14 protein-coding genes are annotated in these 17,667 nt (G+C 34.8%); 6 read left to right on the top strand and 8 right to left on the bottom strand.

The genetic code is table 11. The features are described 5' to 3' along the window. The first annotated feature begins 227 nt into the window (after window positions 1-227). Window positions 228-785 (top strand): hypothetical protein, encoded by a 558-nt coding sequence (locus HM987_RS18940; RefSeq protein WP_179009566.1) that lies wholly within the window; start codon window positions 228-230, stop codon window positions 783-785. A 77-nt stretch (window positions 786-862) separates the two neighbouring features. Here HM987_RS18940 and HM987_RS18935 read toward each other — a convergent pair whose 3' ends face one another. The 7 genes from HM987_RS18935 to hemH all read right to left on the bottom strand — a co-directional run bounded on the left by HM987_RS18935 (window position 863) and on the right by hemH (window position 9,183). Continuing rightward, window positions 863-1,936 carry a PA0069 family radical SAM protein gene (locus tag HM987_RS18935; RefSeq protein WP_179009564.1) on the bottom strand — a complete coding sequence of 358 codons (1,074 nt, stop codon included), beginning with the start codon at window positions 1,934-1,936 and terminating at the stop codon, window positions 863-865. A 68-nt stretch (window positions 1,937-2,004) separates the two neighbouring features. Next, complete coding sequence (locus tag HM987_RS18930) at window positions 2,005-2,958, bottom strand: Fic family protein (protein WP_179009562.1); 954 nt, start codon at window positions 2,956-2,958, stop codon at window positions 2,005-2,007. A gap of 507 nt (window positions 2,959-3,465) precedes the next feature. Beyond that, complete coding sequence (locus HM987_RS18925; RefSeq protein ID WP_179009560.1) at window positions 3,466-4,248, bottom strand: enoyl-CoA hydratase/isomerase family protein; 783 nt, start codon at window positions 4,246-4,248, stop codon at window positions 3,466-3,468. Between the two features lie 91 nt (window positions 4,249-4,339). Then, window positions 4,340-5,752: a sensor histidine kinase gene (locus tag HM987_RS18920; RefSeq protein WP_229724523.1), complete on the bottom strand. Its 1,413-nt coding sequence runs from the start codon at window positions 5,750-5,752 to the stop codon at window positions 4,340-4,342. Window positions 5,753-5,960: 208 nt separating this feature from the next. Beyond that, window positions 5,961-6,509, bottom strand: coding sequence for a CopD family protein (locus HM987_RS18915; protein WP_179009556.1), 549 nt, complete (start codon window positions 6,507-6,509; stop codon window positions 5,961-5,963). A gap of 284 nt (window positions 6,510-6,793) precedes the next feature. After that, window positions 6,794-8,149, bottom strand: a complete 1,356-nt coding sequence (locus HM987_RS18910; protein ID WP_178991164.1) for an MATE family efflux transporter — start codon at window positions 8,147-8,149, stop codon at window positions 6,794-6,796. Then, window positions 8,149-9,183: a ferrochelatase gene (hemH, locus tag HM987_RS18905; RefSeq protein WP_179009554.1), complete on the bottom strand. Its 1,035-nt coding sequence runs from the start codon at window positions 9,181-9,183 to the stop codon at window positions 8,149-8,151. The genes HM987_RS18910 and hemH overlap by 1 nt, the downstream gene beginning before the upstream one ends. 347 nt (window positions 9,184-9,530) lie before the next feature. Here hemH and HM987_RS18900 point away from each other — a divergent pair, with 347 nt between their 5' ends. From HM987_RS18900 to HM987_RS19765, 3 genes are all read left to right on the top strand, one after another. Then, window positions 9,531-13,043, top strand: coding sequence for a TraB/GumN family protein (locus HM987_RS18900; RefSeq protein ID WP_179009552.1), 3,513 nt, complete (start codon window positions 9,531-9,533; stop codon window positions 13,041-13,043). A gap of 160 nt (window positions 13,044-13,203) precedes the next feature. After that, window positions 13,204-13,377, top strand: coding sequence for a hypothetical protein (locus tag HM987_RS18895; protein ID WP_179009551.1), 174 nt, complete (start codon window positions 13,204-13,206; stop codon window positions 13,375-13,377). Between the two features lie 123 nt (window positions 13,378-13,500). Next, a complete protein-coding gene (locus HM987_RS19765) occupies window positions 13,501-13,713 on the top strand; it encodes a PIN domain-containing protein (protein WP_179010168.1) in 213 nt (70 codons plus the stop codon). A 16-nt stretch (window positions 13,714-13,729) separates the two neighbouring features. On the opposite strand, the gene HM987_RS18885 is transcribed toward HM987_RS19765, so the two are convergent. After that, the gene (locus HM987_RS18885) at window positions 13,730-14,629 is read right to left on the bottom strand and encodes an AraC family transcriptional regulator (RefSeq protein ID WP_179009550.1); all 900 of its coding nucleotides are present in this window, start codon (window positions 14,627-14,629) and stop codon (window positions 13,730-13,732) included. A 209-nt stretch (window positions 14,630-14,838) separates the two neighbouring features. On the opposite strand from HM987_RS18885, the gene hemA reads away from it, so the two are divergent. Both hemA and hemC read left to right on the top strand, forming a co-directional pair. Continuing rightward, window positions 14,839-16,086 carry a glutamyl-tRNA reductase gene (gene hemA / locus HM987_RS18880; protein ID WP_179009549.1) on the top strand — a complete coding sequence of 416 codons (1,248 nt, stop codon included), beginning with the start codon at window positions 14,839-14,841 and terminating at the stop codon, window positions 16,084-16,086. After that, window positions 16,079-17,659, top strand: coding sequence for a hydroxymethylbilane synthase (gene hemC, locus HM987_RS18875; RefSeq protein ID WP_179009548.1), 1,581 nt, complete (start codon window positions 16,079-16,081; stop codon window positions 17,657-17,659). Before hemA ends, hemC begins: the two co-directional genes overlap by 8 nt. Window positions 17,660-17,667: the final 8 nt, after the last annotated feature.

Here is a 17,667-nt window from a genome sequence, read left to right as displayed (position 1 = left end):
TAAATTACTCCATTTTTGATTAAATCAAGAGCTTAATTTTGCATCCCTATTATCACAGAATCTCAAAACCTACAGCAGATTACCACCAATATATACAATATTAACCCAATAGATATCTATACATCAACTTGAAGTTAATTATGCATATAAATGTGCCAAAATCCTTGTTTTCTAAGCTCCCAATGCGCCATATCTTTGTACCAGTAATCACTTAACCTGATTTAATTATGAAAAAGTTATTTAGAAATATTTTAGTATTGGCCGTAATGTTCGGAACATATACAAGCTACGCCAACGAAGTTTTAGAAGAAACACCAACTTTTAACTACGTAAAAAAAGGAAGTCAAATTTCCGTGATGGATGCCTCTGGCGAGGTTATCTACAGCGGAGAAATTAACCATAACGGAAACCTTACAACGCTTTTCGATTTTACTCAATTGAGAAACGGTAAATATACTGTTGAAGTATCAAAAGATTTTGAAATTGAAATCAATACTATTGAGGTAAAAGATTTTGCTGTTTCTTACATCAATAAGAATAAGAAAACCATTTTTAAGCCTGTAGTAAGAAATGAAAAAGGAAAGGTTTTAATTTCAAAATTGGCTTTTGATACCGAGAAAATGGAGGTAGAACTTTATTTTGAAGGCGAAATGATCCATACTGAAACCGTAAAAGGAAACAGTACTTTAAGCCGTGTGTACAAACTAGATCAAACACTTAAAGGTAATTACACAACCATTATTAGGTCTAACAACCGTGTGTTTGTAAATGATTTCAGAATATAAATTGTTGTTTATTTATATATTTATTAGTTTATTTATTTAGTAGAAAAGTGGGCAGTAGACAGCCCACTTTTTTTTGTTTAAAATAATGTCATCTGCCTATTTTTATAGGGTTCGTGAAGACTTGTATTTAATTTGGGCATGGCTTTATTTTTAAAATACTTTAACCTAGCCAATTTCATCAAATCGTTGATTTGTTTTGCAATTTGTCCTTCGCCTCGCATTCTAACACCATATCTACTTTCGTTGAGGCTACCTCCATGGCAATTTTCTATTTGGTGCAACACTTTATCTGCTTTGTCTGGCATTGCTTTTTTTATCCAATCTGTAAATATTTCGCCAATGGCGCCATTTAATCTTACGATGGTATGCGCAATACTCAGTGCACCAGCTTCAGAAACGGCTTTTGCCATCGGTAAAATCTCATGACTATTAATAGATGGAATAATTGGTGCCAACATGACATTTACTGGGATTCCATTGGCACTCAACGCTTTTACTACTTGAAGTCTTCTTTTTATAGTTGCCGTTCTTGGTTCTAAAAGTCTCCTAGTGTCTTCAGACAATGAGGTAATAGACACATTTACAGCAATTAAATTATCTTTCGCTAAGGTTTTTAAAAGATCCAAATCCCTTAATATTAAAGCATTTTTGGTAATGATTCCCACAGGATGTTTGTACCTTAAAAAGACTTCCAAGCATTGCCTGGTAATTTCAAATTCTCGTTCTGCTGGTTGGTAACAATCCGTATTGCCAGACATCACTATGGGATGCGCTTTCCAACTTTTCTTTTTAAGGTGTTTTTCTAAGAGTTTTGGTGCGTTTTTTTTTACTAAAATATTGCGCTCAAAATCCAATCCTGCGCTGTAACCCCAAAACTCATGACTGTTTCGTGCATAGCAATAAATACAACCATGTTCACAACCTTGGTACATATTCATGGAATAGGCCATTCCAACATCTGGACTTGTCACTTTATTGACTATAGTTTTAGGAAACACATTGAGGTATTGTGTTTTGTTTTTCTCTGGAATTTCCCCTTCTTTATGGCAGAACTCAAGGAAATCGTCTCGCATTTCGTAAGACAATTCAAAAAAACGATTGTGAACATTTTTTTGGGCACCACGACCCTTAATTTTCGATTTGGAATCCATGCCATAAAGTTATGACGGAATGGATTTGGGTGTTGCTATTGGTTGTAGTTTTAACTAATTCAACTGTTCTATTTTAAACGATAAATTGTTTTGTTTTTTTTTCCAAATTTCTCAAATAGATTTAATGCCACGCCTTTCTTTAAATCCCTACTTGCTGTTGCAGAGGATATATCTTTGAAAATGGCCATATAATCTTTTCTACTGAATTCGGACTTGTTCATTGCAACAAAATAGTCCAATCTATCTTTTTCATTAAGTGTCCTGTTTTTGAAACCTAAAAGATCATTTAGAGACATATCGATCACATTGAGCATGTATTCTATGAACTTTGTGGATTGTCCGGATTTATCACTTTCGGATAGTGCTTTATAATACTTTTCCTGGTCATTGCTGATTAAAGTTTCAAAAGGCAGAAATTCGAAAACGGGATATTTCTCCATTAAAATTAGGGTTTGCCATAATCTGCCCATTCTACCATTTCCATCTATGAATGGATGAATAAATTCCATTTCGTAATGAAAAACACAACTTTTTATTAGAATAATTTCGTCTTCCTTACTTAAATACTCAAATAGGTCCTTCATTAAGTAAGGCACATTTTTAAAAGGTGGTGCCATATGTTCTACTTTTGCACCTTTTACAATTCCAACCCCTTGTTGCCTGTATTCTCCTGCGTTTTCGATTAAGCCATCCATTAATTTTAAATGCGCTTTTAGAAATGACATTTCACTATTTGGCTTGTATTTTTCTAAATTTTCATAAATGGCTATAGCGTTTAAAACTTCAGTAATATCTTTCTTTGGACCGATAATCCTCTTATGTTCTAAAAGTGCCGTGATTTGTTCTTCGCTTAATGTATTTCCTTCAATTTTTAAAGAAGAATGGATAGTTTTAATTCTATTTTGCTTTCTTAATTGTGGCGAAGGTCTGTTTAAAAAATTAGCATTGACTTCTCCGATTTTTTCGGAAATGGAAGTGATTAATCGTAATATCTTTGGTGTTATTTCGTAAGGTGGTTTCAATATTTATAGTGTCATTTGATACTATCAAAGATATAATAAATGACTACAATCCTCAATTGCAGTAAGCTTTTAATTAAAAAAATGTTTTATATGGCGCATTTGATCATTCCTTATCACATCGTATCCAAAAAACACAAAATAAAGTACAAATGCGGTAATGGCGAGATGATTTCTCGTATTTAGAAAAACAATTTACCCTGCATTGGGCATCCATTCCTTAAGTTATGAGGAAATGGGTTTGGGTATTGCTATAGGTTTTAGTTTTAACTTGGCCGGTTATTCACAAATGTTGTAAGAAATTATTTAAAATAAATGATATAATCCTTGATTTCGTAAATATAGATTATAAATAGGGTAATATACTTGTTATTAATATCTGTTAACCCTTTTAACTTTACTACACTATCTTTTTTTACACATACATTAATTTAATCCAAGAAATTTGTTAATCGCTATTGCCATATATATTTGGGGACACCTAACAAAAAAGTGAGTCATTTTTATTAATTATTCCCCAGGAAACTCAGCCTTACGCTTCTCTAAAAAAGCAGTTGTACCCTCAACAAAATCTTCAGTACCAAAGCATTTTCCAAATTGCTTGATTTCTACTTTGTAGCCATCTTTTCCGTCTTTATAATTGGCATTAATCGCTTTTATGGCTTTCCCAATGGCAACGGATGAATTTCGCATAATCTTACTAGCGATTTTTTCTGCTAGTGGCAACAATTCGTCTTGTTCCACCACGTGATTTACCAAACCATAATTTAAAGCTTGCTCAGCATCAATCATTCCAGCAGTCATTACCATTTCCATAGCTCTTCCTTTACCGACTAATTGTGGTAGACGTTGCGTGCCACCATAACCAGGAATTACGCCAAGTGACGTTTCTGGTAAGCCCATTTTGGCATTGGTACTCGCGACTCTAAAATGACAGGCCATTGCTAATTCCAGTCCACCTCCAAGAGCAAAACCATTAATGGCAGCAATAACTGGAGTGTTTAGGTTTTCTACAAAATCAAATAACAAATCTTGACCTTGGGCCGACAATTTTGAGCCTTCTTTAACATCAAAATCAGCGAATTCGCTAATATCTGCTCCTGCCACAAAAGCTTTGTCGCCACTTCCCGTGATGATGATGACTTTAGTCGCCTTGTCTTTATTCGCCTCGTCAAAAGCATCGTGCAATTCTTGAATAGTAGCTTTATTTAAGGCATTTAGCTTTTTTGGTCTGTTGATTGTGATGGTTGTAATACCTTTTGAATGTGCTGATTGTACGTTTTCGTAGTTCATTGAAAGTTGTTTTATTGTCAGACACCTTTCGATTGCCTGCCTGTTCGATAGAAAGGCGCTCAAGGTGACAGATAGTTGTTTTTAAGCGTTATTACTTAGGAAAAGTAACCGTAAAAATCGTTCCTTTTCCTAGTTGCGATGTAAAGGTAATACTTCCATTATAAGTTTCCACAATGTTTTTGACCATAGCTAAACCTAATCCCATTCCACTGGATTTGGTGGTGAATTTAGGTTCAAATATTTTTGCTTTCGTGTCTTCTTCAATTCCAGAGCCATTATCTTCAATTGTGATATTGACCATATCAACCTCACTAAACACACGAACATCGATTTTTGGGTTTTCGGAATCGTTAGGAATCGCTTGAATGCCATTTTTAACCAAATTGGTAACCACTCTAATTAATTGAGTCCTATCAAATTTGGCGATGATTTCTTCAGCTTCTGAATGAAATTCAATATAATCTTCATTAAAAATATCCAGTGCCAATTTTACAATGTGAACGACATTGAGATTCTCGCTTTTTTGAGCTGGCATTTTAGCAAAATTTGAAAATGCCGACGCAATGGAACTCATGGTATCAATCTGTTGAATCAAAGTATTGCTATATTCATTTACCTTTTGATTGATGTTCTCGTCTTCAGGGTCAAACTTACGTTGAAAACTTTGAACGGTCAATCGCATTGGTGTCAATGGGTTTTTTATTTCATGCGCCACTTGCTTTGCCATTTCGCGCCATGCTTGCTCGCGTTCATTGGTTGCCAACACCACAGCACTTGCTTCTAGTTCATCAATCATGCTGTTGTAAGAATTGACCAAAGTTTCTATTTCTTCACTAGACGATTCAATCTGTATTTTTTTATTTCGCTTTTCCAGACGTGTTTCATTCATTTTATCACTAATGGTTCGCAATGATTTTGTGATGAAATTAGATATGAAATAAGCAAAAATTATCGCCACCAAAATCAATACTAAATAGGCATAAGCCAATCGTGTTAAAAACTCTTTTAGCTCTTTATTTAAAAAATCATCGTTCTCCAAATAAGGTAAATTTAAAATCGCCAAGTTTTTAAATCTATCATCAGTTATATAAGAGTAAGACGATTGAAAAGTTTCTCCTGCCTCCTTATTTTTAACGACATAACGATGCTCTAAAGTGTTGGAAAGTGTATTTAAAATTTCGGCATCTAAACAACTATCTAAAGTGTCTCGTTGTATAATGCGCTTTGAGCTTTTTAGTAATTGCCCATCTAAATCATAAAGGTTAATTTGTAGTTTATGTATGGCATCAATCTCAAATATTTTATCCTTAAAAATTAAAGGAATATTTTCTGTCGTTACCTCATAAGTATTTTCCCTTCCATTCAGAATAAAGTCGATATGTTCCTTAATAGCGGCTTCCTTACGCTCTAAACGCTCCTTGTGGTAATCCTTAGCCTCTTCTCGGTATTGGTAAATCGTTACTGCAGCGATTAAAACTGAAGCCACCAATACCAAAAGTATCATGTTGATTATGATTCGAGTTCGTAAGGATAAACGTTTTCTATTCATAGAAATGCCCATGAAGATGGGAAGCTTTTAATTCGGAATTCTAAGTTTTAAATATAGCAATAATCAATCCAAAAGCACTACGCGCAAATACCAATTCCATAAATCTCAAATTCCCATGGGCACAAATTGGAATTTGGAATTTGAGATTTATAATTTTAGCGTTTTAAGCCTCCGGATTTTTAGAGCGAATATTTTTATACAATTTGAAACCCAACATGATTAGAATTCCCAAAACCACAATGCCGAGAACGCCAAATATCCAATTGATAGAATTTTTAAGGATGACCAGAAAAACGACAGCAAACAGAATAAAAGTAGCCCCTTCGTTCCAAATGCGCATATAGTTTGATGTGACCTTTACCTCATCCTTTTGGAGTTGTTTATAATAAATATGTGTTTTATAGTGGTAAATAAACAGTAGAAGTACAAACAGTAATTTCACATGCATCCAACCTTGGTGTAACCAACTTGGCATTAAAATCATCAGCCAAATCGCAAATAATGTTGCTAAAATGGCTGATGGCCAAGTGATAATAAACCATAAGCGCTTTGCCATCAATTTTAATTGCTTACCTAAAATTTCCTTTTCTGGCGATGGCTTATGAAACGCTTCAATTTGATATACAAATAACCTAGGAATATAAAATAACCCAGCAAACCACGTGATGACGAAGATAAGATGAAGTGATTTTATATAGTTATAATATTCCATGTTGTAAAGATGGTAATTTTATATGGTTTTAAAATTGGCTTTGTTTTATAATTATGTTCTTCTAAATCGTCCTGTTAGGGATTTTATATAGGTAAAAAACATCATAACTTATGAGCAAGTGTGCCTTTAGGTACACCATATATTGTACCTAAAGGCACAATTTTAAAAACTATTCTATCCCTTTACCCATATTTTGTCACTATCGGGACGTTGTATTCCTTAGACTTAATTTCTAATAAATGAAAATAATTCTATTCCCTATATTTAAAATTACGGATTACTACTTATTTAACCGCTTCCGTCTTTAAATTCAACTTCATTTCACGATGTAAAAAATAGGCCGTTACAATGGTTGACAACACATCGGAAACCGGAAACGCAATCCAAACACCCAACGCTCCATAAAATTTAGGCAAAATAAAAATTAATGGAATAAAGAAAAACCCTTGACGTGTTAAAGTTAACAGCAACGCAGGAATCGCTTTACCCACGGCTTGAAAATAGGCAGCACCAATTAACTGAACGGCAATAATTGGCGTGGCTGCAAAAACCCAACGCATGGCTGGTGGCGTTTCTATGAGTACCTCAGCATCTTGCGTAAATAATCGTGTAATGGATTCTGGGAAAATCATTAAAAACACAAAAACAATAGCTGCTAGTAAAGCGGCATATTTTATAGCTGTAATTATAACTTCTCGTACCCGTTCATATTTTTCTGCGCCATAATTAAAACCTGCAATGGGCAAAAATCCTTGGGTGATACCATAAACAGGAAATAAAGCAAACATTAGCATTCTACCAACGATGGCATAAGCAGTAACAGACGTTTCACCTCCTAAGTCGAATAAAATATTATTCATCAATAGATAAGTGACACTAACAATGGCTTGTCTCGTTAACGTTACAAATCCAAGGGCACCAATTTCTTTAACAATAGGAAGGTCTAACCCGAAATGATTAAAATCAATTTTTAATTCTGAATTTTTAGATAGGAAAAACCAAAGTATAAACACAAAACATAAGATATAAGAACCTGTGGTTGCCCATGCTGCTCCTGCCATTCCCCAATCAAATACATTGATAAACAATACGTCCAAAATCAAATTGCCTACGGACGGAAACATCATGGCATACATGGCAAATTTGGGTTTGCCTTCTGCTCTAATGACAGTATTTCCCATCATACAAAGTGCCAAAACCGGAACGCCGTACAATACAATTCTGTAATAGGTTTTAGCAGGTTGAAAAATAGCACCTTTTCCACCAAATGCAGGTACGATATCGTTGATATATAGTAAACCAAAGACTACAAAAACAACCGTTACTAACGTGGTTAACGTAATTTGGTTTCCAAATGTTTTTAAAGCTTTTACGGTATTATCTGCACCCAAAGCCCTAGATATTATTGAAGAACCGCCAATACCAATAGACATCCCAAGCGCTGCAATAAAGAAGGATACGGGAAGCACCACGTTTATGGCTGCTATGGCAGTTGGTCCAATCCAATTACCAACAAAAATGGTATCGACCAAGATATTAAGCGACATGACCAAAATTCCAATAGATGCAGGTACGGCTTGCTTAATCAGTAATTTACCAATGGACTGATTCCCTAATTCTTGTGAAGATACTTTTGCCATTAAACGGCTTCTGTTTTAGTTTTTGCCCATTCCTCTACGATATTGGTAAGTACTTGAGCAAAATCTTCACGTTCATTTAAACAAGGTATTACGGTAAATTCCTTTCCTCCCATTTCATGAAAAATTTCTTCACCTTCCATGGCAATTTCTTCAAGAGTTTCTAAACAATCACTCACAAAAGCAGGTGTTACAATAGCCATTTTTTTAGTGCCTGCTTTCCCCATTCTCTCAATTGTTCGGTCTGTATAAGGTTTTAACCAAGGGTCAAATCCAAGTCTGGATTGAAACGTGGTTGAGTAAGTCCCATTTTTTAACCCGAGTTTTTTGGCGACGTTCACCGTTGTAATTTCGCATTGGTGTCGGTAACAAAATTCGTGTTGTTCGCTGCCCTTTTTAAAACAACATTTGCCGTCCATCTTACAATTTCCGTTGGTAATGTCACTTTTACGAATATGCCGTTCAGGTACGCCATGATAGCTAAATAGAATGTGTTCGTAATCCAAGCCATCCAAAGTTTCAGCGATACTTTTAGACAGTACATTGATATAATCTTCACGATGGTAAAACGCTGGTGTTCGTGTGATTTTCACATTTGGAAAATGTTCAGCAACCAACTCATCTACTTTTACGTCAATGGTTTCTGTAGTCGCCATTGCAAATTGTGGATATAGCGGAATTGTTTTTATTTCAGTACAACCTTTATCTACCAATTCCTGAAGTCCGTTTTTTAAAGTCATGCTTCCATAACGCATGCCCAAAGCCACAGGATAATCAACTTTGTCCTGAACCTTTTGTTGTAGCCTTTCTGACAGCACAATTAGCGGAGACCCTTCTTCCCACCATATTTTTTGATACGCTGCAGCCGACGCTTTTGGTCGTGTATTTAAAATAATGCCTTTAACCAAGAGTGTTCGCGCCCAAAGCGGTACGTCTATAACACGTTCATCCATTAAAAATTCACCAAGATATTTCTTTACATCTTTAGGTTTTGGACTGTCTGGAGAGCCTAAATTGACTAATAATATGCCTTTCATGTGTTTGTGTTTATTATTTATTTGGGACACATGCTGTTCGCTATTAAACATTGCGTTGCGTGATAAAATTTTGAATCTGCTCGTTTCATGCTGAATTTATTTCAGAATCTCTTCGAGGAGACAAATGATTTTCTTTTTCAATTGCAAAAGTACAACACTTAAGGTAATACTTGATACTGGTTTCCATTCGTTTTATTTATAGCTCTATCATAAAATAATTCATGCATTTAAAAGTTAATAAAGTTGAAAACACATTTATCTATATCGTTTTTTTAATGACTTTTATAGATTCTATATGGCTGTTTGTGGGAATTAAATATCTTTACAAGCCTTGATTACTTTATATTATGAAAAAAATCCTATCTATATTCCTTACATTATTCACAATAGTTGCTTTCTCTCAACAGAAATATCAAAGTTTGCTCTGGAAAATTACAGGAAACGGACTTGAAAAACCATCCTACCTTTATGGTACGATGCACGTGAGCAAAAAAGTAGCATTTCGTTTAGATGATGTGTTTTATAAAGCCTTGGAACAAAGCGATTGTATCGCATTAGAGTCAGACCCAACCACATGGCCTGGTTTTAATTATGAGATGATGCTGGACCAGATGGCTGCCTACACTAATTATAATAACGATTTTTACACCAATCTTTTCAAACTAACACATCCGGAGGAAATGGCGATTAGAGGTTCGGTTCGTATGGATAATAATGCCGTAAATGCTTATCTCTATAGAAAAAGTAGTTCTTCGGATAATTTTGAAGAAGAAACCTATTTGGACATGTTTATTTTTCAAGCCGGAAAGAAAAACAATAAAAAAATATATGGTTTAGAGGATTTAGCCGAATCGCGATACTTAACCACTAAAGCCGCTTACAATGCCAACAAAAAAGAATTGGATCCTTGGGTACAAAAATTATACGCGAAGGAAAACGCTTATTTAATTCAAGAAAACTTATATCGCGATAGAAATTTAGATTTATTGGATTCCATTGGTGCTGGCGTGAATACGGAATTCTACCGAGAGAATATGCTCTATATTCGAAATGAAAACATGGTCATTTCTTTGGAGGAACTCATGCCAACCAAATCGGTTTTTGCTGGTGTTGGCGCAGCGCATTTGCCAGGTGAGCAAGGTATGATTAACATGTTGCGCAAAAGAGGCTATAAAGTAAAAGCCTTAACTTCTGAGCAAACAGATTATAGCAAAACCGAAAAAACAAAGCTCGACAGTCTTTTTGTTACACCAGAGCTCAAAAAACACCACACACCAGATGGGTTTTTAAGCATCAATACTTATGATAAACTGCGTGAGTTTTCCTATGGTGGACAAAAATATTACTTAGACCCAGACATGACCAATGGTGCCTATTTAACCATAAACAGAATCAGTCGGTTTACCTATTTACCAAACGAAAAAGAACATATTACCTTAAAAGATATTGACCATTTATTGTACGAAGATATTCCTGGAGATATCATTTCAAAGACAGAATTGACCACACCTTATCCTGGCATCAGCATTGTGAATAAAACCAAGAAAGGCGAATTTCAGAAATATCATATTTACCAAACACCGTTGGAGATTATTATTATAAAATTTGCGGGTCGAAGTGATTTTGTACTTCAACATGAAGACAAAATTTTCAATTCAATCACTTTAAAAACTCCTACAAATAACAATCAATTATTTGTTGCACCAAGTCATAAATTCCAAGTCAATTTTCCGGAATATTATGTCTCAAGCAACATGCACAACTATGGTAAAAAATTAATTGAAGGCTATAAAAACGATGCTTATTACTTTCTAGAAGAAGCTGTTCTAAACGATATAGCTTATATTGAAGAAGATAGTTTTGAAGCTAAATATTTTCATCATGCCTTATATAAAAATTATAAGCTTACTGAAGCTAAAGGCGGATTTAAAGCAGGTGATTACAAAACCTATGAATCGCAAGCCGTATTAGATTCTAATGAACATAAGAAATTACACCTCAAAACCATAGTAAAAGATGGCAGCTATTATTTATTGGGCTATGTTGGCACCAATGAAGATGAAAAAACCGACTTTTTTAAGTCTTTTAAATTCAATAAAACAGATTATTCTGGTTTTGAAAAAGTTGTGGACACGTCTTTGCATTTTACAGTAAACAGCAACGCCAAAGCACCTGCACCAAACCCTTATAGCTATAATTATAGCGGTTCACAAAAACCGGAAGCCTTCGAACAGACCATAAAGGAAAATACTTATTCCACCAATGCCAACGAGCAAATCTCAGTTTCTAGAACGAAGTTTCACGATTTGCAAATGTTTCATAATGTCGATAGCCTTTGGAAGGATTTAGAGCACAAAGTCAATTACGGAGCACATTATTATAATGAAGCCAAAGGCTTTAAGATTTCAAATCGGTCGTCAAATAAAAAGGGTGATATCTACACCAACAGCTTTAGTTACACGGATTCGGCAAGTGCCAAGCAAGTATTGGTCAAAAACATACTGAAAGAAGGCGTACTTTTTGAACTCAAAACTCTGGTGGATTCTATAAGTGGCCCTTCAAAATTTGTAACCGAATTTTACGAGTCCTTTTCACCAAAAGATACACTCTTAGGAAAAGATGTACTTCAAGATAAAACCAAACAATTTTTTGAAGCTTTAAATGCCAATGACAGTTTAGTGTTTGAATCTTATGACCTTGTTAAATTCAAAAAACACAATAGTAAAGATATTGTTTCGGTGCTCAAGGATTTTAAATTCGATAAAGAACGATTGAACATTAAATCGCACCTCGTAGAACAACTTATTGAAATCGATTTAAAAAATAATTTACCGTTTATAAAACAACTGTATCACGATAGTTATTCAGACCCACAAACCCAAACCTCCATTCTGGAAGGTTTGCTCCGCTCAAACAAAAAAGAAAATTATAGTATCGCCTTAGAACTTATGGAACGCGATTTACCATTGGGAAGTGTTGGCTCTATGTTCTATAATTATTACAAGAAAGATTCTTTGGAATTGAAGGCATCCTTGTTCCCAAAAATATTGGAATACAGTACGATTTCAGAATATAAACAACCACTTTACACCTTACTGGCAAAAGTAAAAGATAGTGGATTGGTAAAACCAAAAACCTATAAGAAATACAAAAACCAGCTCATTAATGATGGTAAAATGGAAGTGAAGCGAAATTTAGGAAACTATAATTATGGTTACAATACGTATTCTTATAATTTGGCGACTTACGTCAGACTTATTTTTCCTTACCGAAATGAACGCACAGCACAAGATTTCTTTGAAAAACTACTAAATGTGGATGACACCAACGCTTTGGTAAAATACTATGTATTGTTAACGAAAGCGAAAGAAAAAATTCCAGCAAAACTAACAGAAAAGCTTGTGGAAGATGAAGAAAATCAATATTTATTGTTAGAAGAATTAGATGACGCTAAGCTTTTAAGTAAACTGAAATCCATAAACATAAGTCAACAACAATTCGCCAAATCCAAACTCTTATCTGATGCCAATTTTGAAAAAGAAAAAGACTCCATTCAGTTTCTTTTTAAACGCGATTTTGTAACTGATAAAGGCAAAAATGCCGAAATGTATTTCTTTAAAATTGACAAAGACGACGACTATTCTGGAAAGGTAGAAGCTTTGCATTACATCTCGTTTATTAAACCAAAAGACCCAAATCAATTGGTAGTAAATTATTATTATAAATCTGAAAATTATGGCACCATCGTCGATAAAACCAAGGAACTGGAAGAACAATATACCGAAATCCTCAATTTAGCGATTTATAATGATAGACAGCGTGTGACACCAAGTGGACGTGATGGGTATTATGATTATTAAACAATGTTTTCCAATAAAAGACAAAAGACCGCTGCGCTGTTAGAATCTAGAATATAGACTAAAATCCAGCTAACTGATTAACAGCAAGAAAATCGTAGTACCTTTTTTTAATTTTGTGATTTATAAAATAGCAAGGTGTATAATATTAATCAGTCAAGATATGGTCATAACTATAAAGCGAGGAGCCTCAAAAGAAGGCATAAGAAATGTTTTTGAAAGTTTGAAGAAGGAACTTAAACCAAAAGGTGTAAATACGTATGAATATGTTGGAAAAGTTAAGCTTGAAAAAGATGCATTAAGTGTTCAAAGAATCCTTCGTGACGAGTGGGAATAAGTTGTTTTTAGATCTAATATCATTCTATCTTTTAAATGGAGATGAAACATTAGCCGAATTATTAAATGGGAAGCAATTATACATATCAATAATAACAGAATTAGACTTGTTAGCATTTAAGGAATAACAGCTAGTGAAGAAAAAGTTATAGTTGATTTTATTAGCCAATGTAGAACAATTTCCATAAACACTATTATAAAACAGGAAACCATTAAGGTTCGTAAAGCCTACATTACCAAGCTACTAGATGGTATGATTATTGCTACCGCTTTATATTTAGATTTACCATTGATTACTGCTGATTCCGATTTTAAAAAGTTGAAGAACTTACTTTGATTCACTACGACAATAATTAACTCGAACCCAAAACATACTTCTTAGGCGTAGTCCCAAACTTCTTCTTAAAAGCTGCAATAAAATGGCTTCCTGTGCTGTACCCTACTTTTAGTCCCACTTCGTTTACATTATAATCGCCAGATTCTAAAAGTTTTCGTGCCACTTCCATTTTATAATCGAATAGGAAACTAAAAACGGAGTCGCCATAAATCTGCTTAAACCCTTCTTTTAATTTTTTGAGACTTAGACCTATATCATCTGCTAACTCTTGCAACGTTGGTGGTTCTGCCATATTGGCGATAATGATGTCTTTTGCTTTTTTTAGTTTCGCCACATTGACCTCATCTACCAAAAACGGACATTGCTCAATATCTGCGTCTTCACTTCTATTAAAAAACAAACTCAATAATTCGTAAGCCTTTCCCTTAAAGTATAATTGTTTTATGGATGAATTCAGGTTGAAACTCATCAACTGATTTAAAACCACAGCCATTGATGGCGAAACGTCGCCATCTTTATAGTACTTTTTGTCTCTATTATCGTCGGTTAAAAAGGTAACGTAGTTAGCATCCTCAGAAAATAAGCCATGAAATTTTTTAATTGAAATGACTAGCGACACCAACCAAGAATGTGGTTTCATTTCTAAATGAATCGGCAAATCGCGCTGAGGATTATAAAGTAAAAGCGAGGTGTCTTCATTAATATTCAGCGTATAAGAGCCTTGGTTAAATACAAAGGCTGCAGATCCTTTGGTACAAAAATGAAATTGAATATAGCTACTATCAATCTCACGTTCAAGAATTTCAACCGTATCATCTTCATTCTTATTGGTCAACACAAAAAAGCCCTCTTCGATAAAGGTTTCTTCGAAAGTACCTGTAGCGATACTTTTTAGCGATGTTTTTTCTGTATTCATGGTGCTGTTATTTAGATTCATTCTAAACAAAGGTCTAAAAAGCCCTTGGTTTTACTACAAAAATATGACATTTATCATGTTTTTATAAAAAACATTGTTAAAAAACCAGAAACGACACTTTAAGTTCCTCTAGCGTTGTTTTTTTATGAATATCAAAATTACATTTGTGCCGTTACTTTCCAAAGTCAGGTAAACGAGTAAAGCAACACATGCCAAACAGAAGCAAATATTTTTACGCTATAGGTCTCAGCTATAAAAAAGCTGATGCGGAAGTGCGTGGTCATTTTAGTTTAAGCGACACGGCAAAACAAAACGTTTTGGCGCAAGCGAAACAGAATGGCATTGAAAGTATTCTATTAGTTTCTACATGTAACCGAACCGAACTTTACGGTTTTGCGGAGCATCCTTTTCAATTGATTCAACTATTGTGCGATAATACTAAAGGTACGGTTGAAGAATTTCAAGAGGTGGCTTACGTTTATAAAAACAAGGAAGCCATCAACCACATGTTTCGTGTGGGTTCTGGTTTAGACAGTCAAATTCTTGGCGATTTTGAAATTATCAGTCAGCTAAAGTTTGGAGCAAGAGCCTCAAAAAAAGCAGGTTTGCTAAATTCGTTTACAGAACGTTTGCTAAATGCCGTTATTCAAGCCAGTAAGCGTATTAAAAACGAAACCGAATTATCCTCAGGTGCTACCTCTGTGTCTTTTGCTTCTGTTCAGTATATCATGAACAACGTTGCCCAAATTTCAAAAAAGAATATTCTACTCTTTGGAACTGGAAAAATAGGACGTAATACATGTGAAAATTTAGTAAAACACACTAAAAACTCACACATTTCCCTAATTAACCGAACCAAAACTAAAGCAGAGGAAGTTGCAGGCAAATTCAATCTTGTTGTGAAGGATTATAAAAATTTGCAAGAAGAATTAAATGCGTCTGATATCGTTATTGTCGCAACAGGAGCGGAAAATCCAACCGTTTATAAATCTTTAATCTCTACGGACAAACCTTTATTGGTTTTGGATTTATCAATTCCGAAAAATGTAAACGACGATATTAGGGAACATTCAAATATCACTTTAGTGCATTTAGATGATTTGGCGAAGATTACGGATGATACTTTAGAAAAACGAAAAACTTATATTCCTGCTGCTGAGTCCATCATTTCAGAAATTATGGCAGAATTCAATGCGTGGTTAGACACCCTTAAATTTGTACCAACGATACAAGCCATCAAGCATAAGTTAACAGATTTCAAAAATTCTGAATTCAATACCCAACGTAAAAAATTGGCTGATTTTAATGAAGACCAAGCAGAATTGATTACCAATAATTTAATTCAGAAAATCACGAATCAATTCGCACACCACCTAAGGGAAGATAGCAACACTTCAGATGAGAGTATAGAGCTCATCAAAAAAATATTTCAGTTAGAAAACACCCAGAATGTCTAAAATAATTCGCATTGGCACACGCGACAGCCAGCTCGCTATGTGGCAAGCAAAAACCGTTCAATCCCAACTTGAACATTTAGGTCATAAAACCGTCCTTGTCCCCGTAAAATCGACAGGAGATTTAGTGCTCGACAAACCGTTGTACGAACTTGGTATTACAGGCATTTTTACAAAAACCTTGGATATTGCGATGCTCAACGGAGATATCGATATCGCAGTACATTCCATGAAAGATGTCCCCACTGTTTTACCAAAAGGCATTGTACAAGCTGCAGTTTTAAAACGAGGAAATATTAACGATACCTTGGTGTTCAAAAAAAATGAAGAGTTTTTATCCGCCAAGGATGCGGTTATCGCCACAGGAAGTTTGAGGCGTCGTGCGCAATGGCTCAACCGTTATCCTACGCACACTGTAGTTGGGTTGCGAGGCAACGTAAATTCAAGATTGGAGAAACTTGAAACTAATGAGGATTGGAATGCGGCTATTTTTGCAGGAGCTGGTTTGGGACGCTTAAATATTACGCCAGAAAACTCAATCAACTTACATTGGATGATTCCTGCGCCAGCACAAGGCGCTGTTATGGTTGTCGCTTTAGAGGCTGACGAAGAAATTAGAGCTGTTTGTGCAGAAATCAATCATGAAGAAACCCAAATTTGTACGGCAATTGAACGAAAATTTCTCAATCGCTTAGAAGGTGGTTGTACTGCACCAATAGGAGCCATTTGTTATATCAATAAAGAGGAAGAGGTCAACTTTAAAGGCATTCTTTTAAGTAAAGATGGCACCAAGAAAATTGAAGTCACCAAGGTTGCTCCCTTGGGAAAACACGACGACATAGCCGAATTTTGTGCTGATTATATCATCGGAAAAGGCGGCCGGATTTTAATTGACGAATTGGATCGTGGCGATAAAGTCACTAATATTTATTCAACAAAAAAACTCACTAATGACCAGTTGGCATTGTTTCATGAGGATGTGGTTGCAGAAAGTAATGATGCCATTAAAATTAATCCAAATCGTTTGAGCAAAAGTATTGTTCGTAACGAAATTGAAAATGTGATTATCACTAGCAAAAATTCTATTGATGCGTTACTCACTAATTTTTCGCCAGTAGAATTACAATTCAAAAACATCTATTGCGTTGGCAGAAAAACAAAACGTTTGGTTGAAAAACGTATAGGGAAAGTTAAACATCACGAAAAGTATGCTAAAGATTTAGCAGAACACATGGTGGAATTTATGGATGGTACAGAAGCGACGTATTTTTGTAGTAATTTAAGATTGGATACCATTCCAGATATTCTAACAAAAAATAACATCAAAGTAAACGAGGTTGAAGCCTACGAAACCAAATACGATGCCGAAAAAGTAGAAAGCGATTTAGATGGCGTTATGTTTTATAGTCCATCGACCGTTCAAAGCTTCTTAAAGCAGAATAAAGCAAAAGGCATAGCTTTTTGTATTGGAGAAACGACTGCTACGGAAGCTAGAAAATATTTTGAGGATGTCAGAGTTGCTAAAGTTCCTTTGGTAGAGAGTGTTGTGGAGTTGGTTAATGAGTACTACAGCTAGCTTTTAGC

Source organism: Winogradskyella forsetii, from assembly GCF_013394595.1.
Classification (GTDB): domain Bacteria; phylum Bacteroidota; class Bacteroidia; order Flavobacteriales; family Flavobacteriaceae; genus Winogradskyella; species Winogradskyella forsetii.
The sequence above is the reverse complement of the archived record's forward strand: the minus strand, read 5'-3'. Positions and strand labels throughout refer to the sequence as shown.